We start from the raw sequence: 25,755 nt of genomic DNA, 5'->3' as shown, positions 1-25,755 counted from the left end.
TATGCAGAAAGAAATAGGGCTCAAACTTATAACTGGTAGAAGTAATCCGAAACTTGCTCAAAATATTGCATCATATATGGGTATCAGTCTTGCTGATATTTATATTACCGAGTTTGCAGACGAAGAAATTTTTGTCCGAATCGAAGAAGATGTCCGCGGTCAACATATTTTTGTTGTACAGTCAACATCAAATCCCGGATATAAAAACTTATTCGAATTGCTTGTCATTATTGATGCTTTGAAACGTGCTTCAGCAGGTCAAATTACTGCTGTTATCCCTTACTACGGCTACGCGCGACAAGAACGAAAAACAGAATCTCGTGTTCCTATTACAGCAAAGTTGGTAGCAAATCTTCTTACCGAAGCTGGAGCTCAACGTATCGTAACTATGGATTTGCATGCTTCTCAAATTCAAGGATTTTTTGATATCCCTGTTGATCACTTGTTTGCCAGCTCTATTTTTCTTGATTATGCTCGTCACACCCTCAAAGCAAACTCTGATTGGGTTGTAGTATCACCGGATGTCGGAGGTCTAGAACGTGCTCGGGCTTTCGCTAAGCACTTTCAAGCAGGCATTGCTGTCTTCGATAAAAGGCGAGAACGTAAAAATCAGGCAGAAGTCCTAAATTTGATTGGTGACGTGCAGAACAAAAATACGATTCTTATTGATGATATGATCGACACTGCCGGTACCATATGTCAAGCTGCAGCACGACTGAAAGATATTGGAGCTCGTAATGTTCATATTATGTCATCACATGCTGTACTTTCTCAGAATGCACCAGAACGTTTGAAAGAATCTTCTGCAGATAGTGTAGTCGTAACAGATACAATAGAAATCTCTGAAACAAAACGAAATATTATCGGAAAAAAGTTGACCGTACTTGAAGCAGCTGGGTTATTCGGGGAAGCCATAGAACGTATTTATGCGAATCGCTCTATCAGTACGTTATTCCTACAGGCGAAAAAAGTCTGATTTTAAAGTCTATCTTGAAATTTTTGAACAGCTTCTATATATTCAGCTAGCTGACGTGCATTGCCATCATTGATCATACTGCTCATTTGTTCGATTTCGCGCTTCATAAACGACAACACACGCAGAATATTTTCCTTATTAGCAATAATATCAATGGCTTGGTTTTGAACATTTTGAATGGGCAGTTCGGCGAAATTGCGCAAAGAACGATTATAAAATCCAAAAAACAAGGTATCAGCCCAGCTATCTCTCTGAAGAATACGCATATACAAATTAGTTAACAAAAAAATTCCTTGTGTTGTAGCAGAAAAAATTTCATCGTAAAATTCTGCAGAAGTAGGTACAATAACAGCCTTAAAATGCTGCCAAAAATCCCGAATTTTTTCGAGAACCTCAGAATTTCCATCACTGACAACCGCAACAATTTTATCCTGAAATAAATCACTTCGAATAGCTTCCGAATCCATAAGATCAATAAACGTAAATACACTAGCAAAGAAACATTTATTTTTCAACAAATAAGAAGCTTTCTCAAAAAAATCCGCTTTAATAGCTTGAAAATCCATAATTAAGGTTTTTGAATCAATAAAACGGCGGATGCTTTTGAGAATTTCAAGATTTTCGGAACTTCGGGAACCTAAAAGAATATAATCAGCGTTTTCAAGAATCGCTTGAAGACCGTCAGAAAGAGGTGATAAAATACGCTCTTTGCGATATTGAGATTGAATAAAATCCGGTGCATCAGGACACAAAATTATACACGCAGGATAGAGTCGCCTAATACCCTCAGCCAGCGATGCTGTAATATTGTTCCATCCATAAATAACAAGTTTCTCCACACTCAACCTCTTCTTGTAGATACATTATCGAATTTAATTCTAAAACATAAAAATAAAAAATGCAATTTTTCGGTGCTGTTTTTGCAAAACTTTGAAAAATAGGTTATACTTTGATAAATATTTTAAATGAAAAGAGGCTTTTTATGGCTTTGGAATCCTCAAAAAAAATATCATGGCCGCTCGCAATTGGGATTTTAGTGGTTATGGGACTGGCGTTGTACCCGCTGGTTGAAAACTACAAATACAACGACCACAGCAAAAACTGGCTCAATCATGACTATGGAAAAAATCTACTTTCATCAACTGAAGAATATTCGGTTTTCATGACCGAAGGTGGCGATAATCAAGTGTTTTCTTCTTTATATTTCACTTATGCTGAGAAATTGAGGCAGGATTTGTTTCCGTACGACCAAAAAGGCAATATTTATAAAAAAATTTACGGAGATCTTCGCTATGTTTCGTTGGAAACCCTCAACAACCGACAAAATGCCGTAGATCGTGGTTTATTCACAGGAGAGGAACCGTTTTACGAAGATATACGCAGCCCTGAACCTCCGTATTTCGTGCCTTACGCACTGGGAAAACCTTCAACTTATCTGACTTGGAAGCGCCCGAATCCTCAAGAATTGGGAGATTTTTACTATAAAAATTACGGACAAATGTACAAAGTACAGCCAATCCGTTATGCACTAGTAGACCTACTACAGATCACCAAAGAATCCAAAATTAATTACCTGCGCAAACACCTGACAGACGTACTCGGACGCCCGATCAACGACCAAGAATGGAATCGCTGGACTAACGAGCTTATTCAGGAAGGGTTAGTTAGCCGTGATGGTGCAAATCTTGTGTTCAAAAGAATGTACCACAAACCCTTCGTGAAAGATCCTAGGGAAACTTTCATTACACGCTGGGACGATATCGAAAATATCGAATACCTTGATTATCTATCACGGGAAATCATTACGAGTTATGCCTATGAATTGGTGATGTTTTTAAGCGATGAAATTAAAAATTACGAATATCTCTACGAACGAGAAGATACTCTTTACTTAAAAACAGAATTCAAGCAGAAACTGGACGAATTGTGGGATGAAGTTTGGTATTACGCGGACCTTGCAGTTCGGACAGGTCATGATTCGAGTTCTATCCTGCATAATTTAGGCATTTTCTACCTTACTATCAATGACAATTTTATGTATCAAACAAACGACTATACACCTCAAGCCATTGAGGTGTGGGAAAAAGTCACCAAACAATTCCCATATTCGTGGGCGACGTATAATGTACTTTTTTGGAGCTATCTGCAGCAGGCATTCAAATATCCAGCACAGGCAACGCAATATCTCGAGGCATTTGATGACCAGCTTAAAGCGATGACCAACTCTATGAAACATTGGAAAACAATGAAAAAAAATCTACTTAAATCGCAGCCTTATCAGGCTGTTGCAGCTCTAGTCAACATGAGAGACAATTTCACACAGTTAGGAGGCGAAACATTTGCACGGGAAGCCCAAAATATTCAGACACTCCTTCAAAAACCAGCTGATGAAATCGATATTAACCAAGTGATCAGTTACTTAACAAAAGTAATTAATCGTTTGATTTTTTCGTATGATAGAGAACTATTTGAAAATTTTATTGCTAACTGGACAATGCTTTGGAATAAGAAAAAAAATGATCCCATATACAGACAATGGCATATTCGTACTTTAGGAGATATTGCAGGCTACCGGGAAATTGTCGACCAAAATCTTTACCGTAAAACACTAAACGAAGCATCAAGCTTATTACCGACAGTTGCAAAGACTCAGGAAGATCTAGCAACAGCGATTTCTATGAGCAAAATTGCAGAAGCAGTCGGCGATCAAAGAGCTCGGAATCATTATATGCAGCAGTTTAATCGCGATGCTAAAAATATCCTAACTCCACAAGATTATGACCAAATTCAAAAACAAATGCAAAATTATTTTAATGAAAAATTATAAAAATTTTGATACACATATATTCAATAAAGTTGATAAAGTGTTACTCAGTTTGTATTTTATATTTGTAGCCATTGGATTAGTATTTATGTTTGGTATTTCGCGCTATGCAGGCAATGTTTTAGGATTCGCTCCTTCATTGATCTTTCTAAAACAGCTGATTTTTATTATTTTTTCTGTGCTTGTGATGCTTTTTTTTACTAGACTTGACTACAGAATAACACGTATTCTTGTCAAGCCGCTAGTTTTCCTAACTTTGCTGATTTTAGTACTGGTTTTTGTACCGGGAATAGGCTTAGAGGCAGGCGGAGCAAAGCGCTGGATTAATTTTCGTTTTTTTTCGTTTAACCCGTCCGAACTTGCTAAAATAACTATGATTATTTATTTAGCGCATATTCTGGTGAAAAAACAAAATAGTTTGACAAATTTCACTTTTGGATTGCTGCCTCCTCTGCTTTTGGCAGTGATTATCTTCATGATAACCCTCCTTCAATCAGGATTCTCTATTGGTGCTGTGATCATTAGTGTAGTATTTGCGATGTTTTTTATTGGGGGAGCTTCAATAAAACATATCATTAGTATTGGGTTTTTGTCACTCCCTGTGATGGGGTTGGCTGTCTGGAAGGTTGCTTACCGTAAGGACAGAATTTTTGCTTATCTCGACCCGTGGCGTGATCCTAGCGGCATTGGGTATCAATCGATTCAATCCTTGCAAGCTATTGCTAATGGAAAACTTTTCGGTGTCGGACTAGGAAACGGTACACAAAAAATTTTCCGATTGCCGGCAGCTCATACTGATTTTATTTTTTCTGTCATTGTTGAAGAATTAGGTCTAATTGGAGGCTTAGCTATTCTCGGATTATTTGCATACTTTTTTCTTCAAGGGCTTCGATTAGCATTCCGTGTCGAAGATGCATACGGCAGACTACTAGCATTTGGAATTATCACACTAATTTCAACTCATGCCCTCTTTAATATTATGATTGCTGTTGCTTTTCTGCCACCAACCGGCGTATCTTTACCATTTATCAGTTATGGGGGATCATCATTTTTAGTTCTGTCTATCGCTATGGGAATATTGTTAAATATTAGTGCCCATTATCCTGAAAACAAAAGCGAACAAAATTATAAAATAAGTTATTAAATATCGGAAGATAAAAGTTGCAAAAAAAAAATATATATGTTATATTATGTTATTAAAGGATAAATTCTTAATATATGGAGAATTATATGAAAATTCTAAATCGAAGCATTGGAATTTCCCATGGACAACTTAAACAATTAAATTTAATAAAAAACATAGATAAACAACCCAAAAATTCTGCAAAAGATTCGACATTAATCACTTCATACAACGCTAAAGATATATTCAACACACAAACACATCAAATAGAATTACAACAATATGAACAAGCTGACAAATTATTAAGCGATTTGTTAAAAAATATTAAAAATCTTCAAGATCAACCATCTGCATTATACCAAAATATCAAACAAACAGCAGAAAGTTTAGAAAAAAAATATCCTCAATTTACATCAAGATTGAATCAAATTTCAACAAATATACCACAGCTCACCTCTGAAATCAATGCTATTAAAAAAGAAATAGATAATAGTATTCAAAATGAACGGAAAGTATTATCACATTATCTAATTATGGAACAAAATAAAGATTCTATTTCAAAAACTTCTGTTAACAACCAAATGATAAGCCTATTAAAAAAAGAAATTAAAGCTCAACCTACAAAAATACATTCAAATTTTGGTCAATCAATCAGTCATTTATTATCAGATAACTAATAGAAAATTGCTGCAAGAAAAGAGGAAACTCTATGTTTGATATAGAAAAATTGTTCTGTGACCCTAAAAATTCTTCCGTTTTTATTATAGCTGAACTTGGTATTAATCATAATGGTGAGTTTGAAATTGCCAAAGAAATGATAGATCAAGCTATTAATGTTGGTGCAAACGCTGTAAAATTTCAAATTTATGATATCAATGGTTTTTATCATAAAGAATTATGTCCCGAAGCTCATCAGCTTTTTGAGGATTTTTGTATGCCATTACAAGATTTCCTTAAATTGAGAGATTATGCTTATAGTAAAGGAATACATGCTTTTGCTTCATTGTTTGATACAAAAACCCTGCAAACATTTATTCAAGAGAAAATTTTTCCTATTAAAATTGCGAGCGGGGATGCGCTTACAGAGCCTTGGCTGGATATCTTGCTTGAACAGAAAGCACCATTTTTAGTTTCATGCGGTTCACTAGAGCATCAAGAAACTACACAATTAGCACAAAAAATTAAAAATAATCCTGCTGCGTTATTATACTGTGTTTCTGAATATCCGGCAGCTCCTGAAGCATTCGATCTTAGTTATATCAAAACATTACAACAAATGCTCCCTGATCAAGCTATAGGCTTTTCTGACCACTCGCAAGGTATTGCTTTATCATTAGGTGCAGTTGCTCAAGGGGCAAAAATTATCGAACGGCATTTTACTCTATTTCCGGAACGTATTGATTTTGATCATCCCGTATCACTTTCTCCAGAACAGTTTCAAGAGCTTGTTAACAATATCCGCACTATAGAAAAAGCATTAGGCTCCGGACAACGTAAAGTTACCGCTACTGAAAAAAAAATACGCCCACTGGCAGGACGAGATATTTTTGCCCAATACACTATCCCAGCAAACACTAAAATAACACGCGATCATCTCATTGTACTAAGGCCAGGAAATGGAGTTTCATCTTCATTTCTGGAATCTCTTCTCGGAAAAACCTATCCGCATGATATCCCACAAGGTACGCGTTTAAGAGACGTTTTTTCATTATGAAATACAATATTATCATAGCGGACGACCTCAGTGATGAAGCAATTGATCTCCTTAGACAATCAGGACAAAACATATATTTTGGTTTGGAAGAACTTCCTAATGCAGATGCATTAATTGTACGTTCAACAAAAGTAACAAAAAATTTGATTGACCAGGCACCACAACTTAAGATAATTGCACGCGCTGGAGTAGGAATGGATACGATCGACGAAATTTATGCACATAGTAAAAATATCTTTACCGCCAATGCTCCTGGAGGGAACGCTGACAATGCCGCTGAAACCACAATAGGCTTAATGTTAGGAATGGCACACAATATCGTAAAAGCTCATAGTTTACTTTACCATCAAAAAAAATGGGAACGAAATACTACTCAAGGATTTGAATTAAAAGGAAAAACTTTAGGTATTATCGGCTGCGGTAATGTTGGCTCACGTGTTGCTAAAATCAGTCTTGCACTTGGTATGAATATCATGATTTATGATCCTTATATTACCCAGTATCCTGAGAATACGATAGCAGTTTCCGAATTAACTGATTTGCTTCCTAAATGTGATTTGTTGACTCTACATGTACCGCTTACTATAGAAACATATCATATGATTTCGGAAAAAGAATTATCTTTGTTGCCTTTTCAGGCCTGTATTGTAAATGCCTCACGCGGAGCTGTGGTCAATGAAGCTGATCTTATTCAAGCGTTAAATTCAAGGCACATCAAAAGCGCTGCACTTGATGTTTTCGAAACCGAGCCTCTGTCGACTGATTCACCTTTGTTTGATATCGAAAATATCATATTACTACCACACTTAGGCGGTGCTAGTATCGAAGCAAGAAATCGAGTTTCTATCATGGCTGCAGAAGCTGTTTTGGATTTTCTAAATAATTTATCAGAGTGACTTATGATTTGGTTTGATAATGCAGCCACCTCGCATCCAAAACCAGAAGCAGTTTATCAAACTCGCGACAAGTACTTTCGAGAAGGCATTGTTAGCGAAGGTAGAGGAATTTATTCACAGGCACAGTCAGCTCAGCTACTTTTCACTGAAACACGACGAACACTTAGTACGCTTTTCCATGGATACGGTTCCGAATATATATTTTTTACCTCAGGTGCCACAGAAGCTTTAAATATCGTAATTCAAAATACCAAAAATAATAATCATATTGTATCTACTATGGCTCATCATAATGCTGTACGGCGTACACTTTTTGCCATGAATTTAAAAAATATTTCTCATACAATATGTGCTCCATTAACTTACACCAACTTTCGTACGCTGCTTAAGAATGCTATCCAACCAAATACCACACTGCTCATTCTAAACCATTGCTCCAACGTTAACGGCAGTGTGCAGCCTATAGATGAAATTGTATTTTGGACAAAAAAACATTATCCTCATATAAAAATTCTTGTTGACGCAGCACAAAGTGCAGGACATTTGCCAGTGTTTCAAAAAGACTGGCATATCGACTACATTGCAATAACAGCGCATAAAGGTTTATTTGGCAGTGCAGGATTAGGAGCTTTATTAACCAACCCAAACGACCTGATCAAACCCATTATTTTTGGAGGTACAGGACATCATTCTACATCAACAGACATGATTTCAAAACCAGATATGTTCGAAGCAGGTACACGTGACGGCGCATCAATAGGCGCATGGAATGAGGGTGTAAAATTCATTTTAGAGCAAGGATTACCCTCTATTCAAGAACACGAAAATATGCTGAAAAATTATTTTTTGGAAAATCTTGCTTTATTACCTAAGTTTACAGTATACTCAAATAATGATGGAGTTCCCGTAATATCTCTGACACATTGTGAAATGGCTTCAGAAGAAATTGCTTCTGTGCTTGCTGAGGAAAAAATAGCTGTTCGCGCCGGTCTTCACTGTGCTCCAGATATGCATGAATTTTTAGGCACAAAAACACACGGAACCGTACGGTTTTCGTTTAATATTTTCAACAATATAAAAGAAATCGATACAGCATTGCAGATTTTAAAAAATTTATAAATCTAAGGAAAAGAATGAATACTTTTGTTTTGCTGACGAATCTTGCCGATATTATATTTACAGGCATAGTGATTTATGGCTTGTATGAATTTTTTCGGGGTACACATACAGCAACAATTGTTAAAGGTATTTTATTAGCTGTCGGGATCTATATTCTTGCCGGAAAATTCAACTTTACAACACTAACATGGATCATTGAAAAACTTATTACAAATTTTCCTATTTTTATGGTAGTTGTTTTTCAGCCAGAATTAAGACGTTTTTTCTCAAATCTCGGACAAACCCGAAAAAAAATTATGCTTAGTCAAATTTTTACCAGCGAGCTTAGTCAAATTTTGCTGATACTCTCTAAAAACCGCACTGGCGCACTGATCATCATTGAAGGCCAAGTTCATCTAGATGAATTTATTCATAATGGTATCGAGCTTGACGCCAAATTCTCAAAAGAACTAATTCTCACAATTTTTCACAGTGGAACACCGCTTCACGACGGAGCCGTTATTATCAGAAACGAACGGGTATTAGCTGCACAAGTTTTTTTGCCTACCGACTATTCTCATAGTACGGATAGAGGCACACGCCACCAAGCTGGTACTTACATTACGCGAGATCATGACTGTATTACTTTTATGGTTTCCGAAGAAGATGGTGGAATTTCCTATGCTCAAAATGACCACTTAAAAAAAATACCTAGAAAAAAAATAGAAGAGATTCTCCATGAAATCCTTTCTTAAACATATTTTTTATTATCTTTTTTCTGATTTTTTTCATAAAATGTCGGCATTACTTATTGCGGCCTTTTTGTGGTATTATGTGAATATTTTGTCGATCGAAAAAATTTATATCAGCTTGCCGGTAGCAATGAAAAATCTGCCGGAAAATTTTACAGCCTCTGCTAAAGACAAACTATCCGTACGTCTTGAAATAAGGACACGTGAAGATATTTCCACAAAACTGAAAACAATGGAAGCATACCTGGATTTATCAAACCCACGAATTGGTGATTATTTTTATCCTATTAAATTAACAAACGTTCCAGAAAATATTCACGCATCAATTCTTCCCTATTCATTGAAAATATCTGTAGATAATCTGACCAATAAAAGAGTCCCTGTTCAGTTGTCGCTTCAAAAAAAAGATGATGCCCGGAAAATCATTAACTATTCATTAACTCCTGCAGAGGTAACACTACAAGGTGCCGAAAATATTTTAAATAAAATTTCCAATATTTATACAGAATCACTTAATTCATCCGCCCTTATGGAACCTAATCTCAACACAAATATCAGTTTGATTGTTCAGTCTAATATTTCCTTAAAAGAAAATTCAAAAATCCAACTACAGGCACAAATTTACGTTGAAAATTACACAAACGAACTCTTAATTCCTCTGCAAATGCAAGGATTAACACAAGAATTGATAGTAGAAGACCATTGGAGTATTCCTATTATTGTACAGTCTCCGTTTACAAATATTAGTTATATTGAATCTAATATCAAAGCATCTATTGATATGTCCACAATTACAAAAAGCGGCTTTTATGCATTTCCTGTTGTCATTGACACCCTGCCTTATATCACTGTACTGTCAAATTTATTCCCCATAGTAAGAGTTAGCATCAAAGAAAAAACAGCCGAAAATCAATTGGAAAACCTTTTCCCTAACGACGAAAAAAATCCATACGAACTTGAAAATATTTTGGAAAATTAGCTGCCGCTTTACAAAAATAGTATTTGCTGGTATAATAAAAATCGCTACTAAAAATGAGGAGAAAACCATGGCTTCAGCAGTGGTGCTGACGTCAAGCGGGCTTGATTCCCTTTTGACCATCAAATTAATGCAGCAAACCAAAATAAATATAAAAGTTGTCCATTTTGATATAGGCTTGACGTATGATAAACCCATTCTAGCTGGTCAGCGGATTTCGAAATACCATGGTTTGGAATATTTGGTAAAAAACAGCATTGAAATTACAAAATTCGATATCGCTAAGGAATTCTATTCGGAAGTGTTTGCAAAAAAGGGGTACTCTAATGTTAATGCATGTCTGGAATACCAGATCTTTCTATTGAAAAAAGCCCGTGAATACATGAAAGACATTAAAGCCGATTTTATTGTTACCGGTGATGTTTTGAACCAACGACCGAACATCCAAAGCAGACAATCTCTGCTTTTCTCAGACATCGAAGCCGAAGTAGAAGGGTTAGTTTTTCGGCCTTTATCAGCAACCTTGCTTCCTGAAACTATTGCCCAAACAAAATTTAAACTTCCTGCTGTATATGATTTTGAAGGTTTTGATGAACGACGGGAAAAACTTGCACAACAGTTAGGTATTTACGAGTATCCAAAAGAATATCGTGGAGAAAATAATGAAATAGATATGGGACGTAAAGCTTTTGAGATTTTTGAGAAAGGATTTAAACTGAATACTGCACATCTAAATCGCCTCGGAGCACATTTGAACTTCGAAGAAAAAGCACGGCTCATTATCGGTAGAACACCTTTTGAAAGCAAATATTTACAATTATTCTACAAAAAAATGCTTCCGGTTAACGGGACTGCATTTGCGGTAAAAGAACCACGCTATTATTTTGGATTTTTATATGGCGAAAATATCTCTCCAATCCATGCCCAAAAAGCTCCTGGAATTTTTACCGGCATGATTGAACCGCTTGATCAGCCTAAAATTGTATGTTTTTATGACAAAGATTATTCTTTTTTCGGTTCGAAAAAAATAGAACCTATACCATTTGCTGAATATTCAGAATATATCCATAAAGAATTATCTAACGAATTTTCTTGTCCGCTTTTTACACAATTTCCTCATCATGATTAATTACCTTTCATTACTCGATTTACAGCATGCCCTACTAGTTCATCCTGAGTTTGAATTACCTTTTGATTGGCTTCGTAAAGACGCTGTACTTCAATCATACGTACCATTTCGTCGACTGGTTGTACTGTAGATTTTTCCAAAAAGCCCTGCAGAACTTTGGGATTTTCTAAATCACGAGGAACCCCAGAAAATTTGGTTTCAGCGTAGAGATGATTTCCTTCCCGTACAAGGTAACGTTTATGTTTAAAGTCAACTAATTTCAACTTGCCCAATGAAATCTCAGACTGCCAGTCATTGCTCGTTATCGATGTAAATTCATCAAACGCAATATCAGCATTTGTCGTAATATTAGCCTGCTTATCTACTTTAAAATTATTACGTGCCACTTGAATACGCCCCTGCTCACCAATGAGGTAATTGCCATGACTGTCCACCACATATCCATCACTGCTGATCGTAAATGAGCCATTGCGGCTGTAGCGGATACCATTGGGAGTTTCGAGCGTAAAAAACCCGTCACCTTCTAGCGCAAAATCAAATTCTGATCCTGTTTCCATCAAACTACCCTGCTCAAAACGCACAAAAGCTTCGTTATACTCAACACCCGTACCGATCTTTCCGGCGATCGGTGCCTTATCGAAAGACCCTAATGGAAACTTTACTTGGCCATCGTCATTGACCCGGCGTGCTAACATTTCTGGAAAAGCTTTCAAAACAGCTGTTTCACGCTTATAACCATCGGTGTTAACATTCGACAAGTTCTGTGCAATTGAGTTCATCGACTCCTGCAAAACTAGCATTCCGCTGGCACCCGTATACAATCCCTTGACCATAATTACCTCCGCAAATTTTTATTTATCTACTAAGTAATTATCGGATTTTTTTGATGTTCTTTAAGATTAATCTTATCTTTTAATAAAAAATTCCGATGATATCAAAGAGGGAGACATGACACAGCAAACTAGAGGATTTATTAACAGGCTGCGCTATGAAAAACAAGCAGCAGCAAATACCATCCAAGCTTATAAACGAGACCTACATGACTTTGAACAATTTCTCAAGAATAAACAGCCTACGGATGCCACAGAAAAAGATATTATCAATTATATTTTTTCTCTACATGAAAAAAATCTGCACCCTCACACAATTAGCAGAAAAATTTCATGCTTGAAGTCGTTTTACAAAGACTTAATAAGACTAGAACTGCTTCAGGACAATCCCACAAAAAATATCGATTCTCCAAAAAAGCGAAATACCCTCCCCAAAACAATAAGCGAAACCGAAATAGAAACAATGTGCAACTACTTAAATAACAGTAATTATTTCACCAATATGCGAAACAACTGCATTATTGAAATGCTTTATTCTTGCGGTATGCGGGTCAGTGAATTATGCACTTTAACTACGGCTCAACTAAATATGGAGGAAGATTTTATCAGAATTCTCGGTAAGGGAAACAAAGAACGGCTCGTCCCGATCGGAAGCCGACTAAAAGAAACTTTATTTGAGTACTTAGTAGCACGCGACAGTTTTCTCGACGGCAAAAATTCGGATTTTGTATTTATCTCACGCCATAAAAAAGCAATCTCACGCGGTTATATTTGGAACTTTATCAAAAAATTATCGATAAAACTAAATATCACTGCTATACATCCCCATATGATCCGACATGCTTTTGCATCGCACATGTTGGCAAATGGTGCTGATTTACGGGTCATTCAAGAACTTTTAGGACATGAAAATCTGAGTACTACTGAATTATACACACACATCGAAAAAAAGGCCCTTTACGAATCAATTATGAATCATCCTTTAGCTAACGGATCCTTTGAGTAAGCTATATATACCGCTACAGAATCCGCATAAATCGTGCAGACTTTTTTGCGCTTTAATAAATAGTCTGTCAGGAGTTCTTTAATGTTAAACGATTCGCCTACAAAACGCGTTAAATCTATGACAATATTGTCTTTGGAATGGTTTGCAAAAATAAAAATAGACGGTTCGCCAGGCATAAAGCGCTCAATCCCCCAAATGCCACAATCCTGAATCACAAAACGCATCCCACCCAACCTCAAGACTGGATATTGTTTACGAAGGCTAATCATTTTGCAGTAGAAATAAAATAATTCTTTATTCCAGCGTGCTTTAGTCCAATACATACGACGCTCCATTCCGAGTTTTGCCAGCCCAACTTCCTCGCCAAATAAAATTTCTGGCACCCCACAGCATAAAAATTGAAATGCAATTGCTCTTGTTGCTGCGGGAATATTCCGCCGCACCGCATCCCAAAATGACACATGTTCATCTGATAATTTAATACGAAACTGCAACATTTTATCACAGTGCTCGTAAAAAAACCTACCTATCAGTGCCGAAACCGGAATAATATCACCCTGCTCCAGAAAAAATTCCCTCAGCAAAAACGCCAGATCTTTATAAACCGACAAATCATCTGGAACGGTCTGCATATACTGAAGCAACGGCGATTTTACGCTTAAAGGGGCATCGACATAATCAACTATAAATAAATTAAAATAATCATGCCTTTTCTCGAAATCCTTAATATTTTTTGGGGAATCCAGCATATAAACCGCTGTAATATCATGCCGAATCGTTGATTTTACTTGAGAACGCACGATCAAAAACGGTTCTATTAACCATTCTCGATCGTGGAGACCGTTCTTGCCAAAAAATTTCAATCTGTCTATACCTTGCAGTTCGAAATAAGTATAGATCTTTTCCTGATTGTCTGTAGGAATAGCAAACCTCAAATATTTATGCGTACCCTCGTAAAAAAAACATACACTTTTAACCGCCTGGATACCAGATAACGTTTGAACATTCAAAACCGCATCAAACCATATAGCATTATTGATATTGAGTATAATCACCAAATCATTTCCATCAAAGAAAATTTTAGTTTCATCGAAAAAAACATTTTCGCCGCCCAAATACAACACGGCTTCGCTACCGCGTGTTCGAAAAGGATCATCCATTATTTGTCCGTCTGCATTGAATCGATAACGATATACACCTTCAGGTAAGAAAAGTGTCGTAGAAAAAGATTTTTTTCGGCTGCAGTATCGAAGAGTCAAGTCAGTATCTTCAGGAAATCCCTGGCCTTGAATAGAAACACTTTTAAACCCCCTATCCGGAAGAAGAAATTTAACAGGATAATCCACTACTCCCCCTTTACTTTTATATCAGATTTGACGATAATTTGGAAATATTAATATTTTATAAAGAATAATTAAAAAAAACAAGATTGTGAACTCTTGAATTTAAACAAAAAATTATCTATAATTAAGACAAATAAGCAGAAATTTGCTCATATAAAGACACAACTATTAAAGACACAACTATGCTTCATAAAACACAGGGGACTCTATGAAAAAATATATTATTATCACAGGATTTTTCTTTCTAGCAGTTAATCCCGCGTTCGCAAGAAGGCCTATTACAGCTATTTCTCTTCAAGGTTCGTATCAATCTTATTCTCTAGGTAATGCTTGGGCTTCATTGGCAGGTGTCGGACTTAATTTAGAATTCATGATTGGAGAAAAAGTTTATTTCTACAATTCACTATTTGCAGACTACCTTATGAATATCTCTTCTTTAAATAGATTCGGATCTATTCAGGCTGGTTTTATGATGGGATTCGGCGCTGTTCTCAAAGACCTCATAGGAGATGAAAAAGGTATAAGTATTGCAATGAATTTTGCTCCTTTAGGGATAGGCGTTGATTACATGGCAGAAAACAATAATAAATATGTCTTTTATCGAATGTTTTTCAATATGCCGATCCGTTTCCATTACAACGGCACTCGTGCTGTTCAAATAGCACCTTATATTTCACTAGGATTGCATACCGTTAACTCTCAATATCGAGTTCTATTTAGTGGTGGTGGATCTATAGGTTTTACATTCTAGATCTACTTGCAAAGAAATTTTAAAACCACGCTTGATAATATTGCCTGATACACAATCTCTCTGCTTGTTTTTCGCCTATGTCGTACCTGGCTTTTTCGCTTTCGAGCTACTTGAAACGGTTAATTTCTTCTAGTACGGCAGGAACGTAACGTTTGAAATCCAACATTGTAGTTTCCTTTATTGGAATTTCGTTCAAAAAAAAGCTCTGTTACCATCAAATTAATGACAACAGAGCGTTTTGTCAACTAAAACCGTTATCTTTTCAGTGCAACAGCTGAGCCTAACATATTATCACTGGTTTGAATAGCTCGAGAATTAAATTCATAAGCACGCTGAGCAACAATCATATCTACCATTTCTGTAATTGCCGAAACATTCGACATTTCTAAAAAACTCTGCCTGAGAGCCCCAAAACCGCGACTGGAAGGCATTCCTTCAACTGCTGGTCCTGATGCCGGACTGACTTTTACAAGATTTTCACCGATATTGGTGAGTCCAGCTGGGTTAATAAAGCGATGCGTAGTGATTTCACCAATCGTCCGGGCATCATCCTCTCCTGCTACTTTCACAGTAACTTCACCTGCTGGCGTAATCGTCAGTGATGTTATTTCAAAATTATCTGGCAGAACAATTTCAGGAAGCAATCGAAAACCTTGAGATGTAACAATCTGCCGATTCGAATCAATTTTAAAAGTCCCGTCGCGCGTATAAGCCGTAGAACCGTCAGGCATACGCACCGCAAAAAAACCTTCATCCTCGATAGCTACATCCAGTACATTTCCGGTTTGCTGCAAGCTACCTTGGGTATAAAATTTCTGAGTGCCCGAAACCTTCACACCCAAACCAGTTTGAATGCCAGTAGGATATTGAGTGATTTCGGTTGCAGGGGTGCCAGCTAAACGCTGTGTTTGATACAGCAAGTCCTCAAATTCAGCACGGGTACGCTTGAAGCCTGTTGTATTAATATTTGCCAAGTTATTTGCAATGGTGTCGATATGAAATTGTTCCCCGGTCATTCCTGACGCGGCGGTCCACAAAGAACGCATCATATTCCTCTCCTTAAAATTCCTCTCAGATAATTTTCGGCATTTTTCGGAAAGAATTGAGGATTTTGGAGAAAATTCTGATTGACAAATTGCCGGATTTTCGGGTATAATTTAACAATAGTTAGAGAGAAGTTCTTATGAAAAAAATGCCGACACATTCGCTACGTGGCCTGCTGCAAGCAGCTCAATCAAGGATTCCAGCACAAATTCGGACAGCAGCAGAACTTCGGCAGCTTTGGCAAGAAATTGTCGGACCAACTATTGCTCAAAAATCGCAAGTTGCAGAATACAAATATGGAAATTTGTTGATTTGGGTAGACTCTGCCGAGTGGCAAACTGAACTCACTATGCTAAAAGGAACCATTTTAGAGAAAATTCCTGCGCGCTTTAAGGTACGGGATATGCGCTTTGTACTCCTTAAAAATAAAAATCTTGCTCCCAAAATTCAAAAAAAATCTCAATTGCCTTCTTTTACGCCCATATCAGAGGAAGAGTGTCAAGCCGTTCAGGCACAAATTGCCGAAAAAAACTTAGATACAGAATTATCTCAAATTCTTTATCGATTTCTCTGCCTATGCCGAACAAAAAAAACTTAACAGAACTATTACGGCAACGGCTTAAGTCATTTATCCCTGAAGATCAACCAGTAATTGCAGCAATATCCGGAGGTGGCGATTCTATATGTCTGCTGGATAATCTTCGTTTTGTCCATAAAAATATTATTGCCGCTCATGTCAATTACCAAACACGTCAGGATTCCTATAATGAAGAAATATTTGTTCGGGATTTCTGTTCGAAACACGGAATTATCTGCGAGGTTCTTCAAGTAGAAAAACTAATGTTGGATTCCCCAAATTTTGAAGCACGTGCTCGAGATATTCGATATCAATTTTTTGCAGACACAGCAAAGAAATATCATGCTTCTTTAATTTTTACTGCACACCATCAGGATGATTTATTGGAAAATATCTTTATTCGCTTGTTTCGAGGTTCTGGCAAACTTTTCTTATCGCTGGAGCGTCGGATGGGAACAACAAAAATTATTAGACCGCTGCTTGATTTTACAAAAACAGAAATTTTGGCAGTTAATGGTGAAAATGGGGTTTCTTGGTGTGAAGATCCATCCAACAAAAATACTGATTTTCTCAGAAATTATATTAGGCTTGATTTATTACCTACCTTGGAGAAACGTGTCCCCAACTTAACACCCTCTCTACTTCATTTGTCAGCAGTGCGTGCTGAAGAGGAATCATTTTTGGAAGATTGTACAATTGATGCTCAAAATTCGATTGTACAGAATAATGGTTTTTTGATCGATGCTTTTTTCAACTTGGCGGCTCCAATCCAAAAAAGACTTCTTCATAAACAATTAAGAACTTGGTTTGAACGGGAATTTTCTGCAGCTCATATTTTAGAAATTATTCGGATGTTTACTTCCGAAAAACATTTCTTCACTCTCCATAGTGAAAAAAATAGAATTCTTTATAAAGAAGGAAAAAAAATTATATTTATTCCGCAAAATGATAACAAAAATCTTGAAAAAATAGCCGTTATATTTCATAATAATAAGCTATGTGATAATAGCTCATTTTGGCAGGCATCGTGGGCAGAAGAAGGTATCAAACTTGAGCCATTTGATGTGCTTAGCTTAAGAATACCCGAAAAAAATGAAAAAATTTTACTGAATCAAGGATTCCGCCAAGTTAGTTCGTTATTGAAAGATGCAAAAATTCCTGCTCCGATCCGTCCTTTAAGTCGCATTATTGATAAAAATGGAATAGCGATCGGTATTATAGCACCTGACTTTATTAAAATTCATCAGGAACATTGCTCCAAAACTAAAGGATTGAAAATAACAAGAAAAATTAAGGGTTTTTTATGACTTATTTAGACGGGTTTAAAGTGTTATTTTCGGAAGAAGATCTCGCAAAACGAATCCAAATGATTGCAGAAGAGATTAATACTTATATTGATGGCGAAGAAACTATTATTATTGCCAATCTCAAAGGATCGGTTTTATTTTTTTCTGACCTTTTCCGTCAATTAAATGGTCCAGTTAAAATGGATTTCATCGAAACACAAAGTTATATCGATAATAAAAATTCCGGTCATGTTAAAATTATACGAGATTTGTCAGAAGACGTGCAGGATAAAAAAATTGTCATCATTGAGGATATTTTAGATACGGGACTGACGTTTGAACATATTCTTAAACATATCCGCTATTTCCATAATCCGAAAGAAGTCAAAATTTGCGTGCTTCTGGACAAGCCGGAGAATCGGCAAGTATCGATTAAACCCGATTGGGTGGGTTTTACGATTGATAATAAATTTGTCATCGGATATGGCCTCGATGATAATCAATTCCTCAGAAATTTGCCTTATATTGGGTATAAAGATTAATTTTTAATAGATAAATTTAGTTTTATCTGAAAAAAATCCGATAATTTAAGTCAAGAAAAAGAATCAAGTGCATAAATAAGGAGTTTCCATGGCTAGACGGACAAAGCGTAAAGATGCCCCATTGGGCGGCGGTAATCAAGGCTTATATTTTGGGCTGTTTCTGCTTATTTCATTGGGAATTTTCGTAATTTTTACGCGTTTCAACCCACCCCAAACTATTATCGATTATTCTCAATTTTTTCAAAGCGTAAAAGACGGACGTATACGGGCTGTACGTATTAAAGGACAGGTAATCGAAGGCTTTTTCAAAGGTGACGGCATCCTTGAACCTGAGCGTTTTCGTACGGTTATTCCCATGGACGATCCAGAACTTTTACCTCTACTACGTTCCAATAATATCACAATCGGTGGTGAAATTATTTCTAAAGAAAGTAGCGGCAGTTTTTGGTGGGTAATTATCATTTCTGCTGTATTGCTGTTTCTATGGAGCTCTTTTGCAAAAGGCGGAGGTAGCGGTGGCGGTCCTGGTCAAGCTATGAACTTCGGAAAAAGCCGTGCACGCCTGCATAAAGACATCACTGAAAAGAAATTGTTCAAAGATGTGGCCGGTGCTGAAGAGGCAAAACAAGATCTTGAAGAAGTCGTAGAATTCCTGAAAAATCCTGCAAAATTTACCGAATTAGGAGCAAAAATCCCCAAAGGGGTATTATTAGTAGGACCTCCAGGTACAGGAAAAACATTGCTTGCCAAAGCTGTTGCTGGTGAAGCTAACGTTCCCTTTTTCAGCGTATCAGGGTCTGAGTTTGTAGAAATGTTTGTAGGTGTAGGGGCATCACGTGTTCGCGATTTATTTGCTAACGGACGGAAAAAAGCTCCTGCTATTATTTTCATTGACGAACTTGATGCAGTAGGGCGAGCACGTGGAGCTGGTTGGGGAGGTTCACATGATGAGCGCGAACAAACCCTAAACCAAATTCTCGTAGAAATGGACGGCTTTGACTCGTCCGAAGGACTTATCCTTATTGCTGCTACTAATAGGCCAGATATTCTGGATCCAGCGTTGACACGTCCAGGGCGTTTTGATCGTTCAGTTGTTGTTGACAGGCCTGATGTCAAAGCACGTGAAGGAATTCTCAAGGTTCATACCCGAAAAATGAAACTTGCTCCACATGTTGATCTTTCCACCATTGCTAAAGGCACACCTGGATTTACAGGAGCCGATCTAGCAAACCTAGCTAACGAAGCAGCATTAAAAGCTGGACGTGAAAATCGTAAAGAAATTTATAATGAAGATTTTGAATTTGCTAAAGATAAAGTAATGATGGGACCAGAACGGCGTTCTATGGTGATGACTGACGAAGATAAACTAACAACTGCTTATCACGAAGCAGGACATGCGGTTACTGGACATTTTTTAAGTTTGGTTGACCCTGTTCACAAAGTTACCATTATTCCGCGCGGTCAGGCATTAGGAGTAACATTTTTCCTACCTCAAAATGATAAATATTCTTACATTAAAAAGAAAGTTGAAGAAAATATTGTTATGGCTTTAGGAGGCCGGGCTGCCGAAGAAATTATGTTTGGCAAAGAATACATTAGTGCAGGTGCCAGAGGAGACATTCAACAAGTCACGCGTTATGCACGCAATATGGTCTGCGAATGGGGTATGAGTGATATTTTAGGCCCTGTGCAATATGGCGAAAGCGATGGACCCATTTTTCTTGCGAAAGATATTTCATCACGTAAAACATACTCGGAAAAAACTCACGAAGCAATTGACGAAGAAATTAAACGGATCATTACTGTAGGTTATCAAGCTGCTGTTGATATGCTCACAGAACATAAAGATAAATTAATTGAACTTGCAGAAATTCTGCTGGAAAAAGAAACACTCAATGCCAGTGAAGTTGCTGAAATTTTAGGTCCTGTAGAAAAATCAAAAAATCCTATTTTAGATGACTTCCGTAACTTATATCCTGCACGAATAAAAGAAATTACTCTCGCTGAAAGCAGTGAGTCTACTATTACAGAAGATTTAGACGTTTAAAATTTCGGGTATTGACAACCCCTAAAAGTAAGGCACGTGGCATATAAAATTCTTAACAAAATTTTTTCCCCTCAAGATATTAAATACCTTGCTGTCGATGAATTAAGTTATTTAGCAAATGATATTAGAGAATTTCTTATTAATAATATTACTCAAACCGGTGGGCACTTAGCTCCAAATTTAGGAGTCGTGGAATTAACTATTGCACTTCATTATGTTTTTAATTCCCCTGAAGATTCATTTATTTGGGATGTAGGGCATCAAGCTTATGTTCATAAGATCCTTACAGGACGAAAAGATCTTTTTCCTACGCTCAGAACCAAAAATGGACTTTCCGGATATCCATCACCTAAAGAAAGCATTCATGATGTTATTCATGCAGGTCATAGCTCTACATCTGTATCGTTAGGTGTTGGCATTGCAACAGCAAAAAAAATGTCTCAAAATCCATCCTCAACCATTGCTATTATTGGTGATGGAGCATTTACCAGTGGCATGGTATATGAAGCTTTAAACGATGCATCATGGCGTGACATACCATTGATCATTATTTTAAACGACAATAAAATGTCTATTTCTGAGAATGTCGGTGGTATTGCTAAACATCTTGATTACCTTAGGACAAATAAAAATTATTTACAGTTAAAACGAAAAATTTATCGTATTTTAGATAAATCCAGACTAGGTAGCTGGTTAAAAGATGCTATTTTTCAAACAAAATCAGGTATCAAAAAAATAATTTTTCGACACCACACAATTTTTGATAATTTAGGAGTTAAGTATTTGGGACCGTTTGATGGGCACGACCTTATTCATCTTATTAACCTTTTCAGTTCTATCAAAAATGAATCAGGACCAATATTGCTTCATATTATTACTCAAAAAGGCCTGGGTCATACCAAAAGTGAAAATAATCCTATTAATTTTCATGGAATTTCAGCACAAGATGACAGTATAGCACTTGCGGGACCGCAGAAAACCCGTTCCCAAACATTTGGAGAATCTATTATTCAACTGGCAGAACAAAATCCAAAAATTATCGCAATTACCGCAGCAATGCGTGAAGGAACAGGATTAGCAGCATTTGCGAAAAAATTCCCTGATCGTTTTATTGATGTTGGCATTGCAGAACAGCACGCTGTCACTTTGGCGGTTGGCCTGGCAACTCAAGGATACAAACCAATAGTAGCCATTTATTCAACATTCTTGCAGCGCGCATATGATCAGCTCATACATGATGTAGGTATTGGTAATTATCCTGTAATTTTCTGTCTGGACAGAGCTGGGCTAGTTCCAGCAGACGGAAAAACTCACCAAGGAGTTTTTGACATTGCTTTTCTGCGAACTATTCCTAATATGACAATAACAGCACCACTGAATCAAAAAGAACTTTCAATGATGTTACAATTTGCTTTAGAATTTCATGGTCCTTTTGCTATTCGCTATCCCAAAGATACAGAACCTGATGTAGATATACAATTGCCTCCGATTGAACTCGGTATGGGATTCGAAATTAAAAACGGTTCAGATACTGTTATTGTTCTTTTAGGGTCTCTCATTGAGGAAACACTTAATTATTTACAAAAAAACAACTTATCTTATGCTGTTTATCAACTTCGATTTGCTAAACCTGTTTCTGAAAAAGTCATCGAATATCTTGGAAATTTTTCACGGATTATTATAGTTGAGGAAGGTATTCAAAATGGCAGTGTCGGTGAATATCTTATACATCAGCTGCATGCTCTTGATCCAAAACTGGAAGTTATTCTTAAGAATATAGGCGATACTTTTCCCGATACGGACAGCCGGGAAGGTCTACTTGATCAATACGGTTTTGCGCCTTTGAAACTATGATTTTAGGAAGACACCATGAAAAAAATACATCTTATCAATCTTGGATGCAAATTGAATACTTTTGAAGGCGAAGCAATCCTTACAAAACTTAAAGCTCAAGGCCATACGATTTGTGATGATCAAGAAGAGGCAGAAATTGTTATTGTCAATACATGCACCGTAACAGCTAAAGCCGATGAAAAAGGCCGGAAATATATGCGGAGAGCAAAAGCACAAGGCAAAAAAGTCATTGCGACTGGTTGTTACGCTACTACTGATGGATTAGAACTCGCAGAAAAAAATTACATTGACCTTATCTTAAGGAACGAACAAAAATTTAGTATACATGAATATTTGCCATTATTAGATTTAGGTCAGAAGATTACAAAAGGTAAAGATTTAACAGAATTTCCAGAAATTTCTGGATTTGAAAGAACACGTGCTTTTTTAAAAATCCAAGATGGATGTAATAAATTTTGTTCGTTCTGTAAAATTCCCTTTGCTCGAGGTAGAAGCCGTAGTCAAGATTTCCACAAAATTCATCACGCATTTGTTACACTTTTAGAATCTGGATATAAAGAAATTGTTCTTACAGGTATCAATCTAAGTGACTTTTCATTCGAACATGGTAAATTAGGTAAACTTGTACAATCTTTACTAGCATATGACAACGATTTTCGAATTCGTCTTTCATCATTGCAACCAGATGAATTTGATCCTGTACTGCTGGAATGTTTGCAACACCCGAAAATGGCCCCGCATTTTCATTTATCTGTGCAATCAGGATCAGATTCTGTGCTCAAACGCATGCATCGGCGGTATAATTGTCATGATTTTTTAAAATTGATCAATACTATGAAAAATATCCGACCCGATATTGGACTAACTACCGACATTATTGTTGGATTTCCTAATGAAACAGATCAAGAATTTCAAGAAACTTTGAATATGGTCAAAAATGCAGAATTTATCCGTGTACATATTTTTCCCTACTCTCAACGCGAAGGCACAACAGCTGCTCGGTTCAAGGATATGCCAGCAGAAATAAAAAAAGAACGCGAAAAATTATTAAGAGAAATTTGCCAAAAAACTGCCTTAGAATTTGCCAAAAAAAATTGTCTCGGGAAAACTTACAAAGTCTTGACAGAAAGTGCTAAACGTGGTATTCGTGAAGGCTATACAGAAAACTACATTCGTACTCATTTTCCAGAAGCGAGCTGTAATGTAAATGAATTTATTTCTATTACCCCCCTTAATGTTACGATAGAAGAAGACGGACATTTAAAATTTATTATTTAAAAGAATTGATTTTTCTATAATCTTCTGTTACTATAAAAATACCTAAGGGCTCGTAGCGCAGTTGGTAGCGCACTTGAATGGCATTCAAGGGGGCATGGGTTCGATCCCCATCGAGTCCAATTATATATAAAGCTAATTATCTATTATTTTGATAATTAGCTTTTTGTTTTTGGGAGTGTAAAACTGTGTTATATTTTATTCATGAGCAAGAATCAAAGTTTTTATTGAGAATTTGTGTATTATCATGGAAAAAATAGTAGATTTACAAAAAGAGGATTTATTTGTAGTTTTTATCAGGCATCTACACAGCTAAAGATAGCATTTCTAAAAATATGACAGTTCCTTTATTTTTTCGACCACTACTGAAAACTGTTAAGACAAACCTCAATTATCATCGTTTGTTGTTTCCATTTACATTTCTAAAATATTTTAGCATTAGTGTAACTGTCTTGAATACTACACGATGCCGTCCATAACAGCAATATCAATATAAAAAATAAGAGAGAGAGAGAGAGAGAGAGAGAGAGAGAGAGAGAGAGAGAGAGAGAGAGAGAGAGAGAGAGCTTTCATTTAACTAAGCTAAGAATAAATCACTTTTTTCTTTACTAGGAATCTTCTATATACATTGTTGGGGCCTTACTTAATTAACAAGTGAAAATATATACAAACCTAGGACATCCTGCATGTTATAAGAACATACTTTGAGAATGATATTTTGCAACGACTCCTTTAGGTAATTTAACACAGCTGGCTTCTTTAATTTTTACAGCTTTATAAATATTGAAATACAAAAAATAGCATTTTGAATAAAAGTTTAAGACTTATCGAATTCATAATTTAGCAAATACTTTAATCTATAGATTGTTCACAGAATATCTGTATTAAGAATCATAAATTCATCGGTATTTTTACTATATATTTTTGTAGATGAAATTCTATATTCTTGATTTATGTTATAAACTGATATATCATCGAAATCTGCAATAATTTCATAATAAAGGGAATTAGAAAGCTGTTATGTAAAGTTTAGTATGAGATTATTTAAAGTTTAGTTTGAGACTTAAAGGATATAATATATAACAGTATTAGGAGGGAAAAACAGGATAGAAACCTCGGACATGGGATATTTTCATCCCTCTTATTCTTCTTAAATACTCTAAGAGTAGAATATACCTATACACGAAGAGAAATTTTATGAAAATTTAACTTCATAACCGACGACATAGATTTTCTCCTTTCTGAAAATGTTTAGAAAATGTTTAACTCCTGTATTTATCAATACTTATAGTTATGAGAAAGGAGGTTTAGGCTTCCAAAATCCTCTCAATACCCTCGGACATTTAAAGAAAAAGAGGAAAAATTACTGAAAACCTCGGACATCATCGTAAGTGTATACTATTACTGATTTTACGTAGATAGTGATAAAAACAGAGATTGTTTCTCAAGGGCACAAAAAGGAGAAATTTGTCCCTAAAAATACAAAAAATTGAAAAAATTTTGAAAAAAGTTAAAAATTTTTTTCTTATCTTAGACCATTTGTTTGAGATGGAATAAAACCTATGAAGAGAACCCCATTTCTCCCTTAAGGCTTAAGGATTCATCATCCTTAATGCTGAAATCCCTCCCCAAAATATTAATAGGGAGGGATATTATTGTCTTTCTTTCTGCTCTTTCTTACTTATTGATTCCTTGTTTTCCTCTGATGGAGG

At 36.2% G+C, this 25,755-nt stretch carries 22 protein-coding genes and 1 tRNA gene; 19 read left to right on the top strand and 4 right to left on the bottom strand.

Going from position 1 to position 25,755, the window contains the following annotated elements; all coding sequences use genetic code 11:
* The first annotated feature begins 1 nt into the window (after nucleotide 1).
* Nucleotides 2–976 carry a ribose-phosphate diphosphokinase gene (locus BM018_RS05535; RefSeq protein WP_092319450.1) on the top strand — a complete coding sequence of 325 codons (975 nt, stop codon included), beginning with the start codon at nucleotides 2–4 and terminating at the stop codon, nucleotides 974–976.
* A gap of 2 nt (nucleotides 977–978) precedes the next feature.
* Here the strand turns inward: BM018_RS05535 and BM018_RS05530 are convergent, their stop codons facing one another.
* Complete coding sequence (locus BM018_RS05530) at nucleotides 979–1,815, bottom strand: prephenate dehydrogenase/arogenate dehydrogenase family protein (protein ID WP_159428201.1); 837 nt, start codon at nucleotides 1,813–1,815, stop codon at nucleotides 979–981.
* 143 nt (nucleotides 1,816–1,958) lie between these two features.
* Between BM018_RS05530 and BM018_RS05525 the strand changes: the two genes are divergently transcribed.
* The 9 genes from BM018_RS05525 to BM018_RS05485 all read left to right on the top strand — a co-directional run bounded on the left by BM018_RS05525 (nucleotide 1,959) and on the right by BM018_RS05485 (nucleotide 11,488).
* Nucleotides 1,959–3,803, top strand: coding sequence for a hypothetical protein (locus BM018_RS05525; protein WP_092319446.1), 1,845 nt, complete (start codon nucleotides 1,959–1,961; stop codon nucleotides 3,801–3,803).
* Nucleotides 3,790–4,944 (top strand): FtsW/RodA/SpoVE family cell cycle protein, encoded by a 1,155-nt coding sequence (locus tag BM018_RS05520; RefSeq protein ID WP_159428200.1) that lies wholly within the window; start codon nucleotides 3,790–3,792, stop codon nucleotides 4,942–4,944. Before BM018_RS05525 ends, BM018_RS05520 begins: the two co-directional genes overlap by 14 nt.
* Before the next feature lie 86 nt (nucleotides 4,945–5,030).
* Nucleotides 5,031–5,600, top strand: coding sequence for a hypothetical protein (locus BM018_RS05515; RefSeq protein WP_092319442.1), 570 nt, complete (start codon nucleotides 5,031–5,033; stop codon nucleotides 5,598–5,600).
* Nucleotides 5,601–5,632: 32 nt separating this feature from the next.
* Nucleotides 5,633–6,637, top strand: a complete 1,005-nt coding sequence (locus tag BM018_RS05510) for an N-acetylneuraminate synthase family protein (RefSeq protein ID WP_092319440.1) — start codon at nucleotides 5,633–5,635, stop codon at nucleotides 6,635–6,637.
* Nucleotides 6,634–7,533, top strand: coding sequence for a hydroxyacid dehydrogenase (locus tag BM018_RS05505; protein WP_092319438.1), 900 nt, complete (start codon nucleotides 6,634–6,636; stop codon nucleotides 7,531–7,533). The genes BM018_RS05510 and BM018_RS05505 overlap by 4 nt, the downstream gene beginning before the upstream one ends.
* A 3-nt stretch (nucleotides 7,534–7,536) precedes the next feature.
* Complete coding sequence (locus tag BM018_RS05500) at nucleotides 7,537–8,652, top strand: aminotransferase class V-fold PLP-dependent enzyme (protein ID WP_092319436.1); 1,116 nt, start codon at nucleotides 7,537–7,539, stop codon at nucleotides 8,650–8,652.
* A gap of 14 nt (nucleotides 8,653–8,666) precedes the next feature.
* Entirely contained in the window at nucleotides 8,667–9,386 is a 720-nt protein-coding gene (gene cdaA, locus BM018_RS05495; protein WP_092319434.1) for a diadenylate cyclase CdaA, read from the top strand.
* Complete coding sequence (locus BM018_RS05490; RefSeq protein ID WP_092319432.1) at nucleotides 9,370–10,362, top strand: CdaR family protein; 993 nt, start codon at nucleotides 9,370–9,372, stop codon at nucleotides 10,360–10,362. The genes cdaA and BM018_RS05490 overlap by 17 nt, the downstream gene beginning before the upstream one ends.
* Nucleotides 10,363–10,429: 67 nt before the next feature.
* On the top strand, nucleotides 10,430–11,488 hold the full coding sequence (locus BM018_RS05485; RefSeq protein ID WP_092319430.1) for an adenine nucleotide alpha hydrolase family protein: 1,059 nt from the start codon (nucleotides 10,430–10,432) through the stop codon (nucleotides 11,486–11,488).
* Here BM018_RS05485 and BM018_RS05480 read toward each other — a convergent pair.
* Nucleotides 11,485–12,321, bottom strand: a complete 837-nt coding sequence (locus BM018_RS05480; protein ID WP_092319428.1) for a flagellar hook-basal body protein — start codon at nucleotides 12,319–12,321, stop codon at nucleotides 11,485–11,487. The genes BM018_RS05485 and BM018_RS05480 overlap by 4 nt on opposite strands.
* Before the next feature lie 115 nt (nucleotides 12,322–12,436).
* On the opposite strand from BM018_RS05480, the gene xerA reads away from it, so the two are divergent.
* Nucleotides 12,437–13,324, top strand: coding sequence for a site-specific tyrosine recombinase/integron integrase (gene xerA, locus BM018_RS05475; protein ID WP_092319426.1), 888 nt, complete (start codon nucleotides 12,437–12,439; stop codon nucleotides 13,322–13,324).
* Here the strand turns inward: xerA and BM018_RS05470 are convergent.
* The gene (locus BM018_RS05470) at nucleotides 13,294–14,670 is read right to left on the bottom strand and encodes a hypothetical protein (RefSeq protein WP_092319424.1); all 1,377 of its coding nucleotides are present in this window, start codon (nucleotides 14,668–14,670) and stop codon (nucleotides 13,294–13,296) included. The two genes, xerA and BM018_RS05470, sit on opposite strands and share 31 nt — an antisense overlap.
* A gap of 205 nt (nucleotides 14,671–14,875) precedes the next feature.
* On the opposite strand from BM018_RS05470, the gene BM018_RS05465 reads away from it, so the two are divergent.
* Nucleotides 14,876–15,418 (top strand): hypothetical protein, encoded by a 543-nt coding sequence (locus BM018_RS05465; protein WP_092319422.1) that lies wholly within the window; start codon nucleotides 14,876–14,878, stop codon nucleotides 15,416–15,418.
* Nucleotides 15,419–15,672: 254 nt separating this feature from the next.
* Here the strand turns inward: BM018_RS05465 and flgG are convergent, their stop codons facing one another.
* The gene (flgG, locus tag BM018_RS05460) at nucleotides 15,673–16,467 is read right to left on the bottom strand and encodes a flagellar basal-body rod protein FlgG (protein ID WP_092319420.1); all 795 of its coding nucleotides are present in this window, start codon (nucleotides 16,465–16,467) and stop codon (nucleotides 15,673–15,675) included.
* Between the two features lie 134 nt (nucleotides 16,468–16,601).
* On the opposite strand from flgG, the gene BM018_RS05455 reads away from it, so the two are divergent.
* From BM018_RS05455 to BM018_RS05425, 7 genes are all read left to right on the top strand, one after another.
* Nucleotides 16,602–17,060, top strand: a complete 459-nt coding sequence (locus BM018_RS05455) for a DciA family protein (protein ID WP_092319418.1) — start codon at nucleotides 16,602–16,604, stop codon at nucleotides 17,058–17,060.
* Nucleotides 17,039–18,346: a tRNA lysidine(34) synthetase TilS gene (tilS, locus tag BM018_RS05450; RefSeq protein WP_092319416.1), complete on the top strand. Its 1,308-nt coding sequence runs from the start codon at nucleotides 17,039–17,041 to the stop codon at nucleotides 18,344–18,346. Before BM018_RS05455 ends, tilS begins: the two co-directional genes overlap by 22 nt.
* Entirely contained in the window at nucleotides 18,343–18,867 is a 525-nt protein-coding gene (gene hpt / locus BM018_RS05445) for a hypoxanthine phosphoribosyltransferase (protein WP_092319414.1), read from the top strand. Before tilS ends, hpt begins: the two co-directional genes overlap by 4 nt.
* 88 nt (nucleotides 18,868–18,955) lie before the next feature.
* On the top strand, nucleotides 18,956–20,914 hold the full coding sequence (gene ftsH / locus BM018_RS05440) for an ATP-dependent zinc metalloprotease FtsH (RefSeq protein ID WP_092319412.1): 1,959 nt from the start codon (nucleotides 18,956–18,958) through the stop codon (nucleotides 20,912–20,914).
* 36 nt (nucleotides 20,915–20,950) lie between these two features.
* Nucleotides 20,951–22,768 carry a 1-deoxy-D-xylulose-5-phosphate synthase gene (gene dxs, locus BM018_RS05435; protein ID WP_092319410.1) on the top strand — a complete coding sequence of 606 codons (1,818 nt, stop codon included), beginning with the start codon at nucleotides 20,951–20,953 and terminating at the stop codon, nucleotides 22,766–22,768.
* Between the two features lie 15 nt (nucleotides 22,769–22,783).
* Nucleotides 22,784–24,046 carry a tRNA (N(6)-L-threonylcarbamoyladenosine(37)-C(2))-methylthiotransferase MtaB gene (gene mtaB, locus BM018_RS05430; RefSeq protein ID WP_092319408.1) on the top strand — a complete coding sequence of 421 codons (1,263 nt, stop codon included), beginning with the start codon at nucleotides 22,784–22,786 and terminating at the stop codon, nucleotides 24,044–24,046.
* A gap of 46 nt (nucleotides 24,047–24,092) precedes the next feature.
* Nucleotides 24,093–24,165 (top strand) — tRNA-Ala (locus BM018_RS05425).
* Nucleotides 24,166–25,755 lie beyond the last annotated feature (1,590 nt).

The sequence above is a fragment of the Brevinema andersonii genome (assembly GCF_900112165.1).
Classification (GTDB): Bacteria; Spirochaetota; Brevinematia; order Brevinematales; family Brevinemataceae; genus Brevinema; species Brevinema andersonii.
This window is presented reverse-complemented; position numbering and strand designations above follow the sequence as displayed.

Coding starts and splice junctions, on each gene's coding strand:
- BM018_RS05535 (WP_092319450.1), top strand. CDS start 2: ATGCAGAAAGAAATAGGGCTCAAACTTATAACTGGTAGAAGTAATCCG.
- BM018_RS05525 (WP_092319446.1), top strand. CDS start 1,959: ATGGCTTTGGAATCCTCAAAAAAAATATCATGGCCGCTCGCAATTGGG.
- BM018_RS05520 (WP_159428200.1), top strand. CDS start 3,790: ATGAAAAATTATAAAAATTTTGATACACATATATTCAATAAAGTTGAT.
- BM018_RS05515 (WP_092319442.1), top strand. CDS start 5,031: ATGAAAATTCTAAATCGAAGCATTGGAATTTCCCATGGACAACTTAAA.
- BM018_RS05510 (WP_092319440.1), top strand. CDS start 5,633: ATGTTTGATATAGAAAAATTGTTCTGTGACCCTAAAAATTCTTCCGTT.
- BM018_RS05505 (WP_092319438.1), top strand. CDS start 6,634: ATGAAATACAATATTATCATAGCGGACGACCTCAGTGATGAAGCAATT.
- BM018_RS05500 (WP_092319436.1), top strand. CDS start 7,537: ATGATTTGGTTTGATAATGCAGCCACCTCGCATCCAAAACCAGAAGCA.
- cdaA (WP_092319434.1), top strand. CDS start 8,667: ATGAATACTTTTGTTTTGCTGACGAATCTTGCCGATATTATATTTACA.
- BM018_RS05490 (WP_092319432.1), top strand. CDS start 9,370: ATGAAATCCTTTCTTAAACATATTTTTTATTATCTTTTTTCTGATTTT.
- BM018_RS05485 (WP_092319430.1), top strand. CDS start 10,430: ATGGCTTCAGCAGTGGTGCTGACGTCAAGCGGGCTTGATTCCCTTTTG.
- BM018_RS05480 (WP_092319428.1), bottom strand. CDS start 12,321: ATGGTCAAGGGATTGTATACGGGTGCCAGCGGAATGCTAGTTTTGCAG.
- xerA (WP_092319426.1), top strand. CDS start 12,437: ATGACACAGCAAACTAGAGGATTTATTAACAGGCTGCGCTATGAAAAA.
- BM018_RS05465 (WP_092319422.1), top strand. CDS start 14,876: ATGAAAAAATATATTATTATCACAGGATTTTTCTTTCTAGCAGTTAAT.
- flgG (WP_092319420.1), bottom strand. CDS start 16,467: ATGATGCGTTCTTTGTGGACCGCCGCGTCAGGAATGACCGGGGAACAA.
- BM018_RS05455 (WP_092319418.1), top strand. CDS start 16,602: ATGAAAAAAATGCCGACACATTCGCTACGTGGCCTGCTGCAAGCAGCT.
- tilS (WP_092319416.1), top strand. CDS start 17,039: ATGCCGAACAAAAAAAACTTAACAGAACTATTACGGCAACGGCTTAAG.
- hpt (WP_092319414.1), top strand. CDS start 18,343: ATGACTTATTTAGACGGGTTTAAAGTGTTATTTTCGGAAGAAGATCTC.
- ftsH (WP_092319412.1), top strand. CDS start 18,956: ATGGCTAGACGGACAAAGCGTAAAGATGCCCCATTGGGCGGCGGTAAT.
- mtaB (WP_092319408.1), top strand. CDS start 22,784: ATGAAAAAAATACATCTTATCAATCTTGGATGCAAATTGAATACTTTT.